Source organism: Pseudorhizobium sp. NPDC055634 (genome assembly GCF_053618655.1).
The window spans coordinates 72,795-90,910 of sequence record NZ_JBSHHW010000013.1 but is presented as its reverse complement, the minus strand read 5'-3'; the positions used below and the strand labels follow the sequence as shown (position 1 = coordinate 90,910).

Here is an 18,116-nt window from a genome sequence, read left to right as displayed (position 1 = left end):
GTCACTCATATCTCTTGCGTCTCGATCATTCAGGAAACCCGGTTATGACACATGGCACTCCCGACCCCTTCCCGGCTTCGCCCGGCACCGTCGGCCACCCGGCCTGGACCGCGGTTGTCTCTCTCTCGCTCGGCGTCTTCGGCCTCGTCACCGCCGAATTCCTTCCCGTCAGCCTGCTGACCCCGATCTCCCAGGACCTCGGCATCACGCCGGGCACCGCCGGCCAGACGATCACGGCGACCGCGGTGATCGGGGCGATCGCCGGTCCCGGCGTGGTGATCGGCACCCGGAACCTCGACCGGCGGTGGGTGCTCCTCACCCTGACCATGCTGCTTATCGTCTCCAGCACGATCGCGGCGCTGGCAAACAGCCTGCCGATGCTGCTCGCCGCCCGCCTCCTCCTCGGCGTGGGCCTCGGCGGCTTCTGGGCGATGTCGGCGGCACTCGCCATGCGCCTCGTGCCGGAGCATCTGATGCCCCGCGCAATGGCAGTGGTCTTTACCGGCGTTTCGGTGGCGACCGTCTGCGCCGCTCCGCTCGGCGCCTGGATCGGCGCGACGCTCGGCTGGCGGGCGGCCTTCGCACTTGCGGCCGGCGTCGGCATCCTGGCCTTCCTCGTCCAGGCCCTGAGCGTGCCTTCCCTTCCGCCGCGGGGCAGTGCCAGCCTTTCCACGATGATGTCGCTGCTTTCCCGCCCGCGGGTGCGGATCGGACTGATCGTGACGCTGATCATCGTCCCGGGGCATTTCGCCGGCTTCACCTACATCCGTCCCTACCTGGAGGAAATTCCCCGCTTCAGCGTCGAGATGATCTCGCTGGTGCTCCTCGCCTACGGCGTCGCGGGCTTCTTCGGAAATCTCCTCGGCGGCGTGATCGCGGGCCGCAGCACCACCGTCTCGATCGCCTTCGGCGCAGGGCTGCTCTCCGCCTCCGCACTGTTGATGCTCTGGGCGGGCGCTCTGGCGCCGGTATCCTGGGCGGCGATCGTGCTGTGGGGCCTGGGCTTCGGCATCCTGCCGGTCAGCATCCAGACACATGTCACCCGCGCGGCGTCAGACGAGGCCGAAAGCGTCGGCGCCATGCTTCTGACCACCTTCCAGGTGGCAATCTCCTCCGGCGCCGTATTGGGCGGATTGCTCGTCGATACCCAGGGGCCGCTCGGCGTGGTCACCTTCGTCGGCATCGTCTGCGCGCTTGGTTCCGTCGTCATGCTCGCCCGTGGCGGGCGGCAGGTGGCGCTCGAGCAAGGCTGACGGGCTCCGGCCCGGCTGCGGGATCAGTTCCGCAACCGGTAGCCCGTCCGGAATATCCAGGCGGTCAGGGTCAGGCAGAAGGCCAGGAACAGGCCAATCATCGCGAGGCTCGTCACGGGATTGACGTCGGCGATCTCGTAGAAGCTCCAGCGGAAGCCGCTGACCAGGTAGAGCACCGGGTTGAAGTGGCTGACCGTCTGCCAGAAGGGCGACAGCATGTCGACCGAGTAGAAGGTGCCGCCGAGGAAGGTCAGCGGCGGCACGACCAGCATCGGCATGATGTTGAGCTGCTCGAAATTCTTCGCCCATATGCCGACGATGAAGCCTGCCAGGCTGAAGGTCACCGCCGTCAGCACCAGGAAGACCAGCATCATCACCGGATGCGCGATCGAGATGTCGACGAAGAAGGCGGCGGTCGCCAGGATGATCAGCCCGATGATCAGCCCCTTGGTCGCGGCGGCGCCCACATAGCCCAGCAGGATCTCCGTCATCGCGATCGGCGAGGACAGGATTTCGTAGATCGTGCCGGTGAACTTGGGGAAGTAGATGGCGATCGAGCCGTTGGAAATGCACTGCGTCAGAAGCGACAGCATGATCAGGCCGGGCGTGATGAAGGCGCCGTAGGATATCCCGTCGATCTCCTGGATCCGCGAGCCAATCGCCGTTCCAAAGACGATGAAATAGAGCGACGTGGTCAGGACCGGCGAGATGACGCTCTGCATCAGCGTGCGGCGCATGCGCGCCATCTCGAACAGGTAGATGGATTTTACCGCTTCGAAGTTCATGACTGTTCTTCCACCAGTTCGACGAAGATGTCCTCGAGCGAGCTCTGCCGGGTGGACAGGTCCCGGAACTCGATCCCGAGCGCGGCGAGCGAGCCAAGGAGCGCGCCGATGCGGCCCTGCTCGGCTTCCCCCTGATATTCGTAGATCAGCGCCCCGCCGTCCTCGGCGAGGTCCAGCTTGTAGGTGGCAAGCTCCGGCGGCAGCGCGTGGAGCGGCTCGGCAAGCTCGAGCCTGAGTTCCTTGCGACCCAGCTTGCGCATCAGCGCCGCCTTTTCCTCCACCAGCAGCAGCCGTCCGTGGTTGATCACGCCCACCCGGTCGGCGATCTCCTCGGCCTCTTCGATATAGTGCGTGGTGAGAATGACGGTGACGCCGCCCTTGCTCAGCCGCTCCACCACCTGCCACATCTCGCGCCGCAGATTGACGTCGACGCCGGCCGTCGGCTCGTCGAGGAAGAGGATTTCCGGCTCGTGCGCCAGCGCCTTGGCGATCAGGACGCGGCGCTTCATGCCGCCGGAAAGCTCCCGCAGCATGTTGTCCTTCTTGTCCCACAGGAAGAGGTCCCTGAGTATCCTCTCGATGAGCGCCGGATCCGCCTTCTTGCCGTGCAGGCCGCGCGAGAAGGTAACGGTGTTCCAGACCGTTTCGAACATGTCCGTAGTCAGTTCCTGGGGAACCAGGCCGATCATCGCGCGGGTCTTGCGGAATTCGCGGACCACGTCATGGCCGTCGACGAGAACCTGGCCGCCGGTCGGGTTGGCCAGTCCGCAGACGATCGAGATGAGCGTCGTCTTGCCAGCCCCGTTCGGACCGAGAAGCGCCAGGATTTCGCCCTTGCGGATATCGAGATCGACGCCCTTCAGCGCCTGGAAGCCATTGCCATAGGTTTTCGTGAGATTACGGATCGAGACAATCGGAGCCATGAGCGGCCTTTGCATGAGTTCAAAGGGCAGGTTGGCGCCAATATAGGAACGCGATGCGGGGTGACCATCCCCGCCTGAAAGAACATCGCGTTCGCTCTCGCCGGTCAATCACGACCGGAAACGGTCCGTTCAGGCGAGGATCGTCGCGAAGAACTGCATCGAGACGACGATCAGGAATATCCCGAAACCGAACTCCAACTGCCGCTTCGACATGGCATGCGCAAGCTGGGCACCGAGCGGCGCCAGCGACAGAGTGATCGGGATCAGGAGGGCGACGGCCAGCCAGTTGACATAGCCGGTCGAAAAGGGCGGCAGGCCCGCCACGCCCCATCCGCCCCAGATATAGCCGATGAGGCCCGGCACCGAGATCAGCACCCCGACGCCCGCCGAGGTCGCGACCGCCTGGTGGATCGGGCGGCCGTAAAGGGTCATGAACGTGTTGTTGAGCACGCCGCCGCCGATCCCCATCAGCCCCGACAGGAGGCCGATCCCGGTTCCGATCGCAAACCGCGCGGGCTCGCCGGGCAGGTCCGTGCCGAGTCGCCAGCTGTCCCGGTTGAAGATCATCCGGAAGGCGAGGACCAGGGCGATGACGGCGAAGATGACGCGCAGTTCGACGCTCGATGCCTTGGCCGCGACATAAGCGGCGGCGAGCGTGCCGAGCGGCACGGCGACGATCCAGCCCTTCAGGAGATCGGTATCGACGGCGCCGCGCTTGCGATGCGCCATGAAGGACCGCACCGAGGTCGGCACGATGATCGCGAGCGACGTCCCGAGCGCCAGCTGCATGCGCACCTCCTCCGGCACGCCCAGCATGCCGAAGACGTGGAAGAAGATCGGCACCAGGATCGCGCCGCCGCCGATGCCGAACATGCCGGCGAGGAGGCCCGCAAGCGCGCCGGATGCCGCCAGGGCGACCACGAAGATCAGAAGTTCCGAAATGGGGGGCATGGATGTCACGGGAAAGGCTGCCTGGCGGGTTCGGGTTACGGCGATGCTTCTGGCATCAACTCACCGGCCGGACAAGGTACGGTCCGCATCTTCAGCGGGTGGCAGCCATATTTCCCCGTCTCGACCGCCTCGCCTGTCTCGTCTGCCCCTGCCTCACCCGCTCAGTCGCAGTACTTGGACCCGGACTTGCGCGACCTGAGGTCGAAGTGGAAGTGGTTCCAGTGTTCCTTGTTGCTGCCCGGCCCCAGGACCGTGTGGAAGTACTTGCAGCTGTCGTCGCGCACCGTGTTCAGGAGGCCCCGCTCGCGGAAGGCAAAAATGTTCTTCTTGCGCACGTCGATGCGCTTGCCGTTCTTCAGCACGAACTTGCCGAGGTCGATGGCGTTGCCGCGCGCATGCTCCGACATCGGATTGCGCCTCTGGCGGCTGTTGTTCATCCGCCGGCAGGAATATCCGCCCATGGATTCGATCGTCTTGACCCCGGAAAGATAGCGGTAGCGCGACGACGGCGCGAGCTCGAACTTGACCCATTTGGCCAGCGCCAGCGTCGTCTGGCAGTTGAGCTTGGTGGCGGGCTTCAGCGCGATATTGCCGGAAAAGCCGCTGAGCAGCACCGGATGCTCGATGCCGCAGCTCGGTCCGTCACTGATGCGCGGGATGTCGCGGAACTGCACGCCGAGGCGACGCAGCTCGGCACGGCAGCTGACCTCCGAGGGCGGCATCACGGTGCGCGGGCGGATCGGCTCGCGCTCGGTCATCGGATTGCCGGGGGCAAGCATGGCGACCTGTCGGGGCTCTTCCGGCGGCAAACGGCTCGGCGCGACGACCGGCGACTGGTCTCCCCAGACAAGCGTCCCGTTGTCCGCCGGCGGCTGCATGCCGGCTCCCTCCCGCTTCGGCGGGATCGCGATGGTCTCGCCGTCCGGCATGGAGGGCGCGCCCGCGACGGAGCCCAGAGCGACCGGGTTGGCGGTGCCGATCCCGTCGACCACGGGCTGCGCCGTCGCGGCTTCGGCGATCATCTGGTCCTGTTCCTGCGCAAGCCCGACGACCTCGGTCTCGCCGCCGTCGACGAACCCGAACTGCGCGTCCATGTTGACGCCCTGCTCCGGAATGGCCGGCGGGCTGCCGGCCGCCTGGATGCCGAACGCCTCGTCGCTGTCGATCATCGGCAGCGTCGACGATTGGACCGAAGGTGCCTGCTGCATGGGAAGGGATCGGGCGCCGGCATCGGCGGGATAGGATTGCCCGTATCCGCCACCGACCTGCGACACCGGAGCGGCCGGCGCGCGATAGGGCTGGCTCGCGTTCATCGGCTCCGACATCGAGCCGATCGAGCTCACGCGCGTCTCGCCGTCGATGCTCGCAGGCGGCATCAGGCCTTCCGCCGAGCAGCTCGCGAGCATCGTCGTGATCATCAGCGAGGCAATAACCCGCCGGGAAAGGGAAGCGTACGCCATACCAGTCGCTGCTCTCGGTGCCGAAATGGCACGTCCGACGAATTTAAGCCGATGCGGTAAACGAAGGCTTGAGAAAAGGTGACCATATCAGGGCAAGGCGGGGCCGGCGGGCCATATTTCCCGGCCTGTATCCCGTTGTCCATGCCGTGTCTGGACCCCGGGATGGCGGGCGGTCGGCATGAAAAAGCCCGCCGGAGTTTCCCCGGCGGGCCTCGACGTGGTTGGGTCGATATCAGGCGGCGCGGGTCGCGTGGCCCGAGCCGTAGCCGGTCTGGCTGCCTTCCAGGCGGAAGGAGGAAAGCAGGCCCTGGAGATGCAGGCTCTGCTGGGCGAGCGTCTGGCTCGCGGCCGTCGTCTCTTCGACCATTGCGGCGTTCTGCTGGGTCATCTGGTCCATGCCGTTGACCGAGGCGTTGATCTCCTGGAGAGCGGTTGCCTGCTCGCGGGAGGCCGTGGCGATGGTTTCCACATGGGCGTTGACCCGATCGACCAGCTGCGCGATCTCGATCAGCGCATCGCCGGTGGAGCGAACGAGCGAGACGCCGCTCTCCACTTCACGGGCCGAGTTGCTGATCAGCGTCTTGATCTCCTTGGCCGCGTTGGCGGACCGCTGGGCAAGCTCGCGGACTTCCTGGGCGACGACGGCGAAGCCACGACCGGCCTCACCGGCGCGGGCAGCCTCGACGCCGGCGTTCAGCGCCAGCAGGTTGGTCTGGAACGCGATCTCGTCGATCACCGAGATGATCTGGTTGATGCGGCTGGAGGAATCCTCGATCCGGCCCATCGCATCGACCGCGTTGCGGACGATCTCGCCGGAACGGCCGGCGCTGTCCTTGGTTTCGGCGACCATGCTGCGGGCCTCGAGGGCACGCTCCGACGCAGTCTTGACGGTTGCGGTGATCTCGTCGAGGGCAGCTGCGGTTTCCTCGAGCGAGGCTGCCTGCTGCTCCGTGCGGCGGGACAGGTTGCCCGTCGCACCGCTGATGTCGGATGCGCTGTCGCGAACGACATGGCTCGTCTCGGTGATGGCCTGGACGGTCTGGCGGAGCGAACCGACGGCGTGGTTGAAGTCCTCGCGGATCTTCTGGTAGTCGGAGCCGAGGTCTGCGACGGTGACCGACAGATCGCCCTGCGCAAGTTCCGACAGGGCACGGCCGAGTTCGGCCATGGCGCGTGCCTGGCGCTCGGATGCTGCTGCCAGTGCCCGCTCGTTGGTCGAACGCTCTTCCGACAGTGCCAGCTGCTGCTCGCTCTCGCGGGCCTGGAGGGCGAGCCGCTCCTCGACCGCGTCGCGAAGCACGACCAGTGCCCGGGCCATCTCGCCGATCTCGTTCTTCTCGGCGGTATGCGGCACGTTCACGCTCGCCTCGCCATCGGCGATCTTCTGCAGGACGCTCTTCACCTTGCCGAACGGGCCGGTGACGCTGCGGATGACGTAGAAGGCCCCACCGATCAGGACGATTCCGCAGACGCCGAAGATCGTGGCGTAGGTGATGACGTTGTCCCTGAACATGGCGTGCAGGTCGTCGACATAGACGCCGGTACCGACCACCCAGCCCCAGGGCTGGAAGCCGATGACGTGCGAATACTTCTCGACCGGCTCCTCGAGGCCCGGCTTTGGCCAGTAATAGTCCACGAAGCCGTGGCCGCTCGCCTTGACCGTATCGACCATCTCGACGAACAGGTGCTTGCCGTTCGGGTCCTTGTTCTGTGAAAGATCGGTGCCGTCCAGCTTGGTGTTGATCGGATGCATGACCATGTACGGCCGCATGTCATTGATCCAGAAGTAGCCGCTGCCCTCGGCGTAGCGCATGCTGCCGACGGCCTTCATCGCGGCGGCCTGCGCCTCCTCGCGGGTCATCTCGCCGGAAACTTCCATCGCATGATAGCGCTGGAGAACGCTCATCGCGATGTCGTCCATATAGGCGAGACCCGCCTTGCGTTCCTGCTCCATCGCCGAATAGCTCTTGAACAGACTGAACGTCAGCGCTCCTCCGAGAATGGCCAGAGAGAACGCGATGAGACAATACATACGCGCAGAAATGGTAAGTCGTTGCATGATAACCCCCCTCTTGAACTAGTGTGCCGAAATATAGCCCCTAAAGGTTACTGGCTGGTGAAAGTGCTAATTCTCGCATCGCGCGCATTAGCCGACGGTCACATCCGGCATGGGTCAACTTCGTGTTCTTTCGGCCAAAGTGCTGCTATGCACGCACGATAGTCTCGGCCCGCCTCCACGCTCGAAAGGACCCGCCATGAACAACGGTTCGCGCCCTACGGGGGAACTCACCCTTCGAACCCTCGCCATGCCGGCGGACGCCAATGCGGCCGGCGACATCTTCGGCGGCTGGGTCATGTCGCAGATGGACCTTGCCAGCGGCATCCGCGCCGCCGAACGCGCGCGCGGCCGCGTGGTCACGGCGGCGGTGAAGGAGATGGCGTTCCAACTGCCGGTGAAGATCGGCGACACGCTCAATGTCTATACGGAGATCGTCAGGGTCGGACGAACCTCGATCACGCTGCAGGTCGAGGCATGGGCGCATCGGGCCCGCCACCGCATCCTCGAAAAGGTGACCGCCGGGACCTTCATCATGGTCGCGCTCGATGAGAACGGCCACCCCGTCCCGGTTCCGCCCGAGGAGGTAAGTCCGGCCACCATCTGAGTTCGGCGCGCATAAAGCCCCGCCCAGGACCCCGGCCGCCGTCGGGGTAGCAACACCCCTGCCCCGGCCCCGGCCCCTGCCCCTGCACCGGCCCCGCCCCCCGGCCGCAGATCCCAACGCCGCCTTTCCGGGATCGTTCGGATCACCGCGTCTGTGTTAAGCGTAAATTATAAGCGGCGCGCTAGTATTTCCGGCCTGTAGACTGTGTTGGGGAACAGGTTGAAATGCTGGAATCGCAGGAAGAAGGCGGAAGCGCGACGACCATCGCTTCTGAAATACGCATCGCGCAGGCGCGTGCCGTCCTCCATTCCCTGACGATTTCCATCTGGGCCAACTGCTTCATCGCGCTGACGACGGCCGCGATCCTGTGGCTGCACCAGCCTTCCCTGTCACTGCTGTACTGGCTTGCGGCCGTGTGCGGACTGAACTTCGTCCGGATCCTGGGCGCCATGTTGATCGACCGCTATGATTGCGCGGCGCGACATACGGAACTCACCCTGCGCCTCCTCAGCCTCGCGGCGCTTCTCAGCGGCTGTCTCTGGGCGGTCGCCCCCTTCCTCGGTCTTGCGGTCGAGGGTGATCGCGCCCACGCCTACGTAATCTTCATCATTGCCGGCATCTGCGCCGGCTCCATCATCCAGAGTACCGCCTATTCCCGCGTCGCGATCGTCTTCGGAGCGCCGCAGATGCTTGCGGCCGTCGCCTCGCTTCTGATGAACGGCTCGCTCATCGCCTTCGTGGTGTCGGTCGACGTCCTCCTGCTGATGGTGATGATGTTCCGCAGCAGCCGCATGAGCGAGAAGAACTTCATCGCCAGTCACGGCGACCGGCTGAAGGCGGTGTCGCTCGCCCGTTCGCTGTCGAAGGCCAATGCCGAGATCCGCTCGACGAACCAGCAGCTCGAAATCCTCGCGAGCCGCGATCCGCTGACCGGCCTCGGCAACCGTGCCGCCTTCAATCTCGGCCTCGCCGACATCCTGGAGCGCAATCATCGGGACAGCAGCCCGGTCGCGCTGATGATCATCGACCTCGACGGATTCAAGTCGATCAACGACACGATGGGGCATTCGGCGGGCGACGCCGTGCTGGTGGAACTGGCGCGGCGGCTGCGGGCCACAGCCGGGGGCGATCTCGTGGTCCGCCTCGGAGGGGACGAGTTCGCCGTCGTCACGGAGGGGCCGGACGCCTACGCGAGAGGCCGTGCCTTTGCGGCCGCATTCATATCCCGTCTCGATGAGCCGATGATCGTCGATGGCCGCGAGGTCACCAGCGGCGCCAGCGTCGGGCTTGCGCTCTTCCCGGATCACGCCCGCCTGCCGCACGAACTCTTTGCCTGCGCCGACATCGCCCTTTACGCCGCCAAGGACCGGGGCCGGCGTCGCATCTGCATCTTCGACCCGGAAATGAAGCGCCAGCTCGACCGCCAGAGGCAGCTTGAGGTCGACGTCCGGCAGGCGATCGCGGAGGACGACATCAAGGTCTTCTTCCAGCCGCAGGTCGCGCTCGGCACCGGAGCGGTGTCCGGGTTCGAGGCGCTGATCCGCTGGACGCATCCGGTTCTCGGCCCGGTGGCGCCGCCGGAAATCGTTCGGGCCGCGCGCTCGACCCATGCCTCCGAGGCGTTGACGCGGCACGTGGCCCTTGCCGCGGCCAAGCTCGTGCACGAACTGCCGTCCATGGGGCTTGCCGACGTCTGCGTCGCCATTAACGTGTCGCCGGCGGAACTGTCGGCCTATTCGCTCTCCGGGATGCTGCGGGACGTGGTCGAACTGACTGGCATCGACCCGTCGAGCCTCGAAATCGAAATCACCGAGGAGGCGATGCTCGACACCGCCGCCGCCGGTCCCGAACTGGGAAGCCTTGAGCGGATGGGCTTCCGGATTGCCGTCGACGACTTCGGCATGGGCCATTCCTCGCTCGCCTATCTGATGGACCTCAAGGTCGACAGGCTGAAGATCGACCGGAGCTTCGTCAGCGGCATTGCCGACAGCCGTTCCAACCAGGCGCTCGTCTCGGCGCTGGTCGGCATGGGCCACGCGCTGTCGATCGACATCGTCGTCGAGGGTGTCGAGACCGCAGAGGATGCCGAAGTCCTTCGCATGCTCGGCTGTCGCTACGGCCAGGGCTACCTCTTCGGCCGGCCCATGCCGCTCGTCGCGCTCAGGACCTGGGTCGCCGCCCACGCGGATGCCGGCCAGGCCACCGCGGTGGGTGCCTGATCACTCCGTCGCGGCGGCGATGGCCCGCTTCAGCACCTCGAACACCCTCGGATCGCCGCACTGCGCGACGTTGAAGCGCATGAAGGACGCGCAGGACTGCGAGACGCTGAAGACGTTGCCCGGCGCCAGCACCACATCCTCGGCAAGCGCAAACCGGGCGATCGCCGCCCCGTCCAGCCCGTCCGGCAAGCGGCACCAGAGGAAGATCCCGCCATGCGGCTCGATCCACGGGTGGATGCCGAGCGATGCGAGCCTGCCGGCCACCTCGCCCCTGGCGCGCGCCAGCCGGCCGCGAAGACCGTTGAGGTGGCGCCGGTAGCTGCCGTCCCGCAGGATCGCGTGCACCAGTTCGGCGGAGACCGGATTGCCGCCGAAGGTCGTCGCGATCTTCAGGTCCGCGAGCCTCTCGATCCAGTCGCGCCTTGCGGCGATATATCCGCAGCGCACCGCCGCCGTCAGCGTCTTGGAAAAGCTGCCGATCTGGATCACCCGTTCCAGCCCGTCGAGCGCTGCGAGCCGCGTCGGCGGCTCCTCGCAGAAATCGCAGAAGATATCGTCCTCGATGATCGTCAGTCCCGCCTCCGCGGAGAGCGCCAGAAGACGGTGGGCGGTCGCTGGCGAAAGAGCGGCGCCGGTCGGGTTGTGGAGGCCGCAATTGGTGATGTAGAGCCGCGGGCGGTTCTCCTTCAGCGCGACCGCGAACGCCGCGAGGTCGGGCCCCGCGGATGTCCACGGCACGCCGACGATCTTCACGCGATGGGCGCGCAGCAGCGCCAGGAAGTTGAAGTAGCACGGATCGTCGACCAGGACCGTATCGCCCGGCTCGACGAGGAGCCGGCAGAGCATGTCGATCGCCTGCGTGCCGCTTTCGGTCAGCAGGATCTGGTCGGGCGGCGCCATCACGCCCTGCTCGCCCATCCGCGAGGAGAGCCCCTGCCGGAGCGCCGGATGGCCGAGCGGCGTGCCGTAGTCCATCAGCAGGCCGGCCTCGGCGCGCGAAAGCCCGCGCAGCGCCCGGCGCAGTTCCGCCTCCGGCATCCATGTCGCGGGCAGCCAGCCGCAGCCGGGCCTCAGCGTCTCGCGCCCCGCCTCCAGCGATTGCCGCGACACCCACAGGGGGTCGACGGCGCGCTCCAGGCGCGGGCCGATCTCGGCGATCGCCAGCGCCTGCGGCACGCGCGTGACGTAATAGCCCGAACCCGGCCGTGACTGGATCTGCCCCTCGGCGACAAGCCGCTCGTAGGCCTGCACCACGGTCGAGGTGGAGACGCCCATCGTGCTCGCGAAACTGCGGATAGAGGGAAGCCTGGCGCCGGGCGGCAGCGCCCGGCCGAGAATCCGCTGACGGATCGCCGCCGCCACGCGAGCCGTCCGGCCACCGGTCGTCGTCGTCGAGGAAAGGTCCATCCGTACTGCCCCCCGCACCAATACAGTTTGCACGAACTGTATCGCACTGTCGCTTCAAGCGCCATCGCCGGCCGCGTAATCTCGTCGCCACGGAAATCGAGCGGAATGAAAGAGAACGGCATGATGGACAGGACGACGAGCGGCTGGATCAGCGGGCTTCTGGGCGTGGTGATCTTCAGCGGATCGCTGCCGGCGACGCGGGTCGCGGTGGCGGATTTCCAGCCGCTCTTCCTCACCGGCGCGCGCGCGGCGATCGCCGGCCTGCTGGCAGCGCTGCTGCTTGCCGGGTTCCGGGAGAAGCGGCCGGCGCGGGGCGACCTCCTGCCGCTTGCCGTCGTGGCGCTCGGCGTCGTGGTCGGCTTCCCCCTCCTGACCGCGTTGGCGCTGGAGCATGTCACCGCCGCCCATTCGATCGTCTTCGTCGGGCTCCTGCCGCTTGCGACGGCCGTGTTCGGCGTGGTCCGCGCCGGGGAGCGGCCGAAGCCCGCCTTCTGGCTGTTCTCCGGCCTCGGCAGCCTGCTTGTCGCCGGCTTTGCGCTGAAGGACGGCGTCACCGCGTCACCTTACGGAGACATGCTGATGCTGGCCGCCATTCTCGCCTGCGGGCTCGGCTACGCGGAAGGCGCGCGGCTGTCGCGCCGGCTCGGCGGCTGGCAGGTGATCTCCTGGGCGCTCGTCCTGTCGCTGCCTGTGATGGCGGTGCTCGCGGTGGCGACGCTGCCGCCGACCCTTGCGACCGCGGGCGGCCCGGCCTGGCTCGGGCTTGCCTATGTCTCGCTGTTCAGCATGCTGATCGGCTTCGTCTTCTGGTATCGCGGCCTTGCGCTCGGCGGTATTGCCGGCGTCGGGCAGTTGCAGCTGCTGCAGCCCTTCCTCGGCCTCGCGCTCGCCGCCACCCTGCTCGGCGAGGCGGTCAGCCCGTCGATGCTGATTGTGACGCTCGCGGTCATCCTCTGCGTCGCCGGTGCCAGGCGGTTCGCCCGCTGAACCGCCGCTTACCCGAGGAAACGCTGCGCGAGGCGGATCAACCGCCGGACGCGCGGCACGTAGGGCGGGAAAAGCATGGGCACTGCCGACCAGCGGTCCGACAGGATCGGCTTCTCGTGGCTGAACGTCTCGAAGCCGAAGCGGCCGTGGGCCGCTCCAATGCCGGAATTGTTGATGCCGCCGAAGGGAAGGCCCGGGTGGGTGTAGTGCATCGCCGTCAGGTTGACGCCGACGCCGCCCGAGGACGTGCGGGCGATTATCTCCTCGGCGAAGGCCGCGTCCTTCTCGAAGATGTAGAGCGCCAGCGGCTTCGGCCGCCCGTTGACGCGGTCGATCACTTCGTCCAGCCCGTCATAGGCCATGATCGGCAGGACCGGGCCGAAGATTTCCTCGTGGTCGATGGTCATCTGCGGGGTGATCGCCTCGATCAGGGTCGGCGAGAGATAGGTCCCCTCCGTCTCGCCGCCGAAGGTGATCCGGGCGCCCTTGCCCGTCGCGTCCTCAAGCAGTCCGCGCAGGCGTTCGGCATGGTGGGTGTTGACGATGCGGGCGAAGTCGCCCCCCTTACGCGGGTCGTCGCCATAGGCATGGCGGATCGTCGCCCGCAGCGCCTCGGAAAAGCGCTCCTCGATGCCGCGGTGGACGAAGACGTGGTCCGGCGCGATGCAGGTCTGGCCGGCGTTGACGAACTTGCCGAAGGCGATCCAGCGCGCCGCCTTGTCGAGATCGGCGCCCGGGCCGACGATGGTCGGCGACTTGCCGCCGAGTTCCAGTGTCACCGAGGAGAGATGCCGGGCGGCGGCCGCCATGACGATCTTGCCGACCTCGGGGCTGCCGGTGAAGAAGATATGGTCGAACGGCTGGTCCAGCAGCTGCTGCGAGACCTCCTTGCCGCCCTGGACGACCGCGACGAGATCCGGCGGGAAGGTTTCGGCGATGAGGTCGGCGATGACCTGCGAGGTGGCGGGCGTCATTTCGGAGGGCTTGAGGACCGCGCTGTTGCCGGCCGCCAGCGCCGAGACGAGCGGCGAGAGCGCCAGGTTGAACGGATAGTTCCACGGCGCGATGATCAGGCAGGCGCCGCGCGGCTCCGGGCGGATGCGCCCAGAGGTCCCGAGCGTCGCAAGCGTCGGGGAGACGCGGCGCTCGCGCATCCAGTCCTTCAGGTGCCTGGTCGCATGGCGGATTTCCTGCAGGACCGGCAGGGTTTCGGTGAGGATCACTTCCGGCTCCGGCTTGCCGAAATCCTGGTAGAGAGCCCGGACGATGTCCGGTTCGCGGCGCTCGATCGCCTGCCGCAGTCGGGCGAGAGCGTCGAGCCGCTCGTCGAGCCCGAAGCCGGTGCGCCGTGCCGGGATCCCCGCCTTCTGCCGCGCGAAGACGACCGCGATCGCCTCGTTATCCACCATCGCATTCCTCCCTTGCGCCCTTGAAAATCCGGCGTCTCCCGTTCGATTGGTAGCCGGGCCCGGACCGGGGCTCAATCGCTATCGGGCATTATCGGGAAATATCTGGCCGCTACCGGCTCGCTCTCGCCCGTGCGAGCTGCGGCTTTCCTTCCGGCCAGCTGGCCAGCGCCTGCTCCGCCACGCCTTCCAGGGTCTCTCGGCTGAAGCCGGCCTTCGCCTGGACGCCGATGCCGTGGGTCACCGCCATCAGGAAGGCCGCCAGCGCATCCGGGTCCGCGCTTTCGGGAAGGTCGCCCTCCGCCCTGGCGCGCTCGAAGCGCCTGCTGATCTCCGCCTGCGCAAGCGCGCGCCCGTCGATCAGTGCCTGCCTTACCGGTTCGGCATCGTCGGAACCTGCCAGCACGCCATTGATGAAGAGGCAGCCCCGGTGGTCGTCATACCGGGTGTTGAGGTCGACTGCACCGTGGAGGATATGCGCCGCCACCTCCCGCGCCGTCGGCAGCGCGAGCGCCTCCGGAATGTACTGGAGATAGCGGTCGATATACCGCTGCAAGGCCTTCCGGAAGAGTTCTTCCTTGTTGCCGAAGGCGGAGTAGAGCGCCGGCCGCTCCACTCCCGCCGCCGCGGTCAGGTCCGCATAGGAGGCGCCCTCGTAGCCCATGCGCCAGAAGACGCCGAGCGCCGCATCCAGCGCCTTGTCGATATCAAACTCGCGGTGACGTCCCATCATGATGATCCCGAGCGTTTCATAACGACCATTATTAAACCTGTTGACGTGCCGGGTCAAATTACATACCAATCGTTACCGTAATGGTTGTTATGTAATCTGGCGAAACTGGTCGCCGGCTCCGTTCACACTCGAAAGGTTCTTTATCATGGCACATTCATCCAGCAGCCTGCAGGGCAAGGTCGCCCTCGTCACCGGCGGTTCGCGCGGACTCGGCGCCGCAACGGCCGAAATCCTCGCGGACCATGGCGCCGACATCGCCATCAGCTATGCCGCCTCCGCCGAGAAGGCCAACGATCTCGTGGAACGGCTGAGGGCAAAGGGCGTGCGCGCCATCGCCGTCAAGAGCGACCAGGCCGATCTCTCCTCCGCCAAGCCGCTCGTGGATGCGGTGCTTGCCGAATTCGGCCGCCTCGACATCCTCGTCAACAATGCCGGCATCGCCATCCAGGGCCAGACCGTCGACGATCCCTCCCTCGACTGGGAGAAGTATAACCGCCAGTGGCAGGTAAACGTGCTCGGCACCATCGCCAACACGCGCGCCGCCGCGCCGCGGCTTTCCGACGGCGGCCGCATCATCTTCGTCGGATCCGGCCTCGGCTCGCATGTCGTCTTCCCGGGCGTTGCCGACTATGCGGCGACCAAGTGGGCGCTCGCCGGCTATGCCAAGGGCATCGCCCGCGACCTCGGCCCGCGCGACATCACGGTCAACGTCATCCAGCCCGGCATCATGCCGACCGACATGGCGGCCGACGTCGCAGGCGAGCTCCCGGACCGGAACGCCATCCTCGACATGCACCCGATCCGCCGCATCGCGACGCTGGAGGAAGTCTCCGAGACCATCGCCTTCCTCGCCGGGCCCAATGCCGGCTATATCAACGGCCAGCAGATCACCATTGCCGGCGGCCTCGGAATCTAGTCCCACCGACGCACCGACCCCGGCGATCCCACGTTCGGGGTCGGTGGCGGCATTGACGCCGCCGCTTCCGATCGCCACATGCGGCGCGCATGGCCAAGAGCAGGAAAAAAACCGAAACCCCGACACTGATCCGGACCTGGAGCCTGCCGGCTGCGGCGACCTTCGGGTCGCTTGTCCGCGCCAGGGGAGTTCTTCTCGAGACGCGCGCCCGCCTGCCCGCCGCGGTGCGGAAATCGCTGGACTTCACGCTGACGGACCTCACGCTCGCCATGCCGGAAGGATCGGAAGAGGTCTTCCGCCGCGCGTCCGAAATCGTGTCGCAGGCGCTCGAAACCATGGCCGACCTGCCGGTGATCCCGCGCGAGATCGAGGACATCCTGTCGATCTCCACCACCGAACGGCACCGGTGGCTGAATGACGGCCGCCTTTCGAGCCTCGGCACGCGCACCGTCAAGCTCAAGGGCCGGGCCCGCCAGATCACCTTCCACGTCTTCGACCCGAAGCTCGTCAAGGACCTGCTCGACAGCGGCATCGTGGAAGAATGGCGCGAGCACGATATCGCGGCGGCTGCGGAAAACAGGCGCCGCGCCGCCTGGAAGGCGAAGCTCACGCGATCGCTGAAGAAGGGCAAGGACGGAGCCGCCGCGGGCGGAACCGGGGACGAGGATTCCCCGCCCCTCGCCGGCTGGGATGATTTCGGCCTCGACGGACTGCTCCGCTGATCGTCCGCGCCGGTATGGCCAATCCGAAAAACGTGCTAAGCGCCTGCCAGACGACACCAACAGGAGTTTAACGGTGACCGAACTGACCGTGGCCGAAGCAACCGACCGCATCTACCAATCGCTTGCAGCCGACAATGCCGACATCGATACCCATATCGCCGCGCTGAAGGCGGCGCTGGCCCGCGAAGGTCGGAAGGAAGCCCTCTTCGACCCGGCAAGGCTCGCGCAGAACAACCGTTCCGGCCGCAAGCTCATGCAGGCCTATTTCCGCCAGCGCGGCGTCACCGTAAAATTCCCGGCCGCCTGAGGCCGCCGGAACGGTCAGGCCTCAGGCCTGACCGCCAGCCATGTCACGCCCCGGTGACGCGCCAGATGACGTCGCCGACGTCGTCTGCCATCAGCACCGCGCCGTCGGCGGCAAGTGCCACGCCGACCGGGCGGCCGTAGGAATATTTCTCGTCCGGCGACAGGAAGCCCGTCAGGATTTCGCGCGGCATGCCCACGGGCCGGCCGTTCTCGAAGGCGACGAAGGCAAGCTTGTATCCTGAGAGCTTGGAACGGTTCCACGAGCCGTGCTGGCCGATCGCCATGCCGGCAGGATAGCCCGGAAGCGTGCCCTCCGGCAGCCAGCAGAGGCCGAGCGAAGCGGTATGGCCGCCGAGCGCGTAATCGGGCTGCAGCGCCGCGGCGACCTTGGCCGCATCCTGCGGCACCCGGTCGTCCACCACCCGGTCCCAGTAGCAGAACGGCCAGCCGTAGAAACCGCCGTCCACCACCGAGGTGAGATAATCGGGCGGCGTCTCGTCGCCCAGTCCGTCGCGCTCGTTGACCACCGTCCAGAGCATGTCCCGCGACGGTTCCCAGGCCATGCCGACCGGGTTGCGCAGGCCGCCGGCGAATATCCGAGACCGGCCCGAGGCGATGTCGTATTCGTGGATGCAGGCGCGGTTTTCCTCCACCGCCATGCCGTCCTCGGCGATGTTGCTGAGCGAGCCGACCGCCACGTAGAGCTTCGTGCCGTCCTTGCTGGCGATCAGGTTGCGCGTCCAGTGGCCGCCCGGGACGAGATCCATCAGCTTGCGCCCGGGCGCGGTGATCCTCGTCGCGCCCGCCTCGTAGGGATAGGCCAGGAGCGCGTCGCTTGACCCGACATAGAGCGTGTCGCCCACCAGCGCGATGCCGAAGGGCTGGCGGACATTCTCGATATAGGCGTGGCTTTCCTCCGCCACCCCGTCGCCGTCGGCATCGCGCAGGAGCGTGACCCGGTTGGGGCTGATGCCGGAGGCGCGCGCCCGCTTCATGGTCGCCGACATGGCATGGTCGAACAGGCTGCCCGGCGCGCCGGATTCACCCATGGATTCGGCCACCAGAACGTCGCCGTTCGGCAGGACATGCATGTTGCGCGGATGGACGAGGCCCCGCGCGAAGGCGTTGACCTTCAGCCCCGGCGCCGCGGTCGGCTTGTGGTCGCCCTCCCAGCCCTTCGCCGTCGGCATTTTCAGTGTCGGCAGAATGCCCTGGGACTTCGGTTCCGGAATGGCGGGCGCAGTGCCATAGACCGGCGCCCGCTCGCCGTCGCGCGAGTGACGGAAGGCAACGGTGACATCGCCCACAAGGGCGACAAGACGGGCTAGCAGGGAAGGCTCGGCCATGAAAACCACTCTGAGATTGAAGGGAGAAACAAGGAGAAG

At 66.7% G+C, this 18,116-nt stretch carries 16 protein-coding genes; 7 read left to right on the top strand and 9 right to left on the bottom strand.

Annotated features, from left to right (window positions below):
• The first annotated feature begins 44 nt into the window (after positions 1-44).
• Positions 45-1,253 carry an MFS transporter gene (locus ACWGPT_RS18735; protein WP_452607147.1) on the top strand — a complete coding sequence of 403 codons (1,209 nt, stop codon included), beginning with the start codon at positions 45-47 and terminating at the stop codon, positions 1,251-1,253.
• A 23-nt stretch (positions 1,254-1,276) separates the two neighbouring features.
• Here the strand turns inward: ACWGPT_RS18735 and ACWGPT_RS18730 are convergent, their stop codons facing one another.
• The 5 genes from ACWGPT_RS18730 to ACWGPT_RS18710 all read right to left on the bottom strand — a co-directional run bounded on the left by ACWGPT_RS18730 (position 1,277) and on the right by ACWGPT_RS18710 (position 7,431).
• Complete coding sequence (locus tag ACWGPT_RS18730; protein WP_452607146.1) at positions 1,277-2,038, bottom strand: ABC transporter permease; 762 nt, start codon at positions 2,036-2,038, stop codon at positions 1,277-1,279.
• A complete protein-coding gene (locus ACWGPT_RS18725; protein WP_452607145.1) occupies positions 2,035-2,961 on the bottom strand; it encodes an ABC transporter ATP-binding protein in 927 nt (308 codons plus the stop codon). The genes ACWGPT_RS18730 and ACWGPT_RS18725 overlap by 4 nt, the downstream gene beginning before the upstream one ends.
• A gap of 129 nt (positions 2,962-3,090) precedes the next feature.
• Positions 3,091-3,912, bottom strand: coding sequence for a sulfite exporter TauE/SafE family protein (locus tag ACWGPT_RS18720; RefSeq protein WP_452607144.1), 822 nt, complete (start codon positions 3,910-3,912; stop codon positions 3,091-3,093).
• Positions 3,913-4,073: 161 nt separating this feature from the next.
• Positions 4,074-5,372: an extensin family protein gene (locus ACWGPT_RS18715; protein ID WP_452607143.1), complete on the bottom strand. Its 1,299-nt coding sequence runs from the start codon at positions 5,370-5,372 to the stop codon at positions 4,074-4,076.
• Positions 5,373-5,604: 232 nt separating this feature from the next.
• Positions 5,605-7,431 (bottom strand): methyl-accepting chemotaxis protein, encoded by a 1,827-nt coding sequence (locus ACWGPT_RS18710; RefSeq protein WP_452607142.1) that lies wholly within the window; start codon positions 7,429-7,431, stop codon positions 5,605-5,607.
• A gap of 196 nt (positions 7,432-7,627) precedes the next feature.
• Between ACWGPT_RS18710 and ACWGPT_RS18705 the strand changes: the two genes are divergently transcribed.
• Complete coding sequence (locus tag ACWGPT_RS18705; protein ID WP_452607141.1) at positions 7,628-8,035, top strand: acyl-CoA thioesterase; 408 nt, start codon at positions 7,628-7,630, stop codon at positions 8,033-8,035.
• Between the two features lie 224 nt (positions 8,036-8,259).
• Entirely contained in the window at positions 8,260-10,254 is a 1,995-nt protein-coding gene (locus ACWGPT_RS18700; RefSeq protein ID WP_452607140.1) for a putative bifunctional diguanylate cyclase/phosphodiesterase, read from the top strand.
• Here the strand turns inward: ACWGPT_RS18700 and ACWGPT_RS18695 are convergent, their stop codons facing one another.
• Positions 10,255-11,661, bottom strand: coding sequence for an aminotransferase-like domain-containing protein (locus tag ACWGPT_RS18695; protein ID WP_452607139.1), 1,407 nt, complete (start codon positions 11,659-11,661; stop codon positions 10,255-10,257).
• Between the two features lie 123 nt (positions 11,662-11,784).
• Between ACWGPT_RS18695 and ACWGPT_RS18690 the strand changes: the two genes are divergently transcribed.
• Positions 11,785-12,648 carry a DMT family transporter gene (locus ACWGPT_RS18690; RefSeq protein WP_452607204.1) on the top strand — a complete coding sequence of 288 codons (864 nt, stop codon included), beginning with the start codon at positions 11,785-11,787 and terminating at the stop codon, positions 12,646-12,648.
• Between the two features lie 8 nt (positions 12,649-12,656).
• Here ACWGPT_RS18690 and ACWGPT_RS18685 read toward each other — a convergent pair whose 3' ends face one another.
• Positions 12,657-14,057, bottom strand: coding sequence for an aldehyde dehydrogenase family protein (locus tag ACWGPT_RS18685; RefSeq protein WP_452607138.1), 1,401 nt, complete (start codon positions 14,055-14,057; stop codon positions 12,657-12,659).
• Positions 14,058-14,166: 109 nt separating this feature from the next.
• Positions 14,167-14,784, bottom strand: a complete 618-nt coding sequence (locus tag ACWGPT_RS18680) for a TetR/AcrR family transcriptional regulator (protein ID WP_452607203.1) — start codon at positions 14,782-14,784, stop codon at positions 14,167-14,169.
• Between the two features lie 148 nt (positions 14,785-14,932).
• On the opposite strand from ACWGPT_RS18680, the gene ACWGPT_RS18675 reads away from it, so the two are divergent.
• The 3 genes from ACWGPT_RS18675 to ACWGPT_RS18665 all read left to right on the top strand — a co-directional run bounded on the left by ACWGPT_RS18675 (position 14,933) and on the right by ACWGPT_RS18665 (position 16,732).
• Positions 14,933-15,703: an SDR family NAD(P)-dependent oxidoreductase gene (locus ACWGPT_RS18675; RefSeq protein WP_452607137.1), complete on the top strand. Its 771-nt coding sequence runs from the start codon at positions 14,933-14,935 to the stop codon at positions 15,701-15,703.
• A gap of 89 nt (positions 15,704-15,792) precedes the next feature.
• Positions 15,793-16,425 (top strand): hypothetical protein, encoded by a 633-nt coding sequence (locus ACWGPT_RS18670; protein ID WP_452607136.1) that lies wholly within the window; start codon positions 15,793-15,795, stop codon positions 16,423-16,425.
• Positions 16,426-16,498: 73 nt separating this feature from the next.
• Positions 16,499-16,732: a hypothetical protein gene (locus ACWGPT_RS18665; RefSeq protein WP_452607135.1), complete on the top strand. Its 234-nt coding sequence runs from the start codon at positions 16,499-16,501 to the stop codon at positions 16,730-16,732.
• Between the two features lie 43 nt (positions 16,733-16,775).
• Here ACWGPT_RS18665 and ACWGPT_RS18660 read toward each other — a convergent pair whose 3' ends face one another.
• Positions 16,776-18,077, bottom strand: a complete 1,302-nt coding sequence (locus ACWGPT_RS18660; RefSeq protein WP_452607134.1) for a PQQ-dependent sugar dehydrogenase — start codon at positions 18,075-18,077, stop codon at positions 16,776-16,778.
• Between the last annotated feature and the right edge of the window lie 39 nt (positions 18,078-18,116).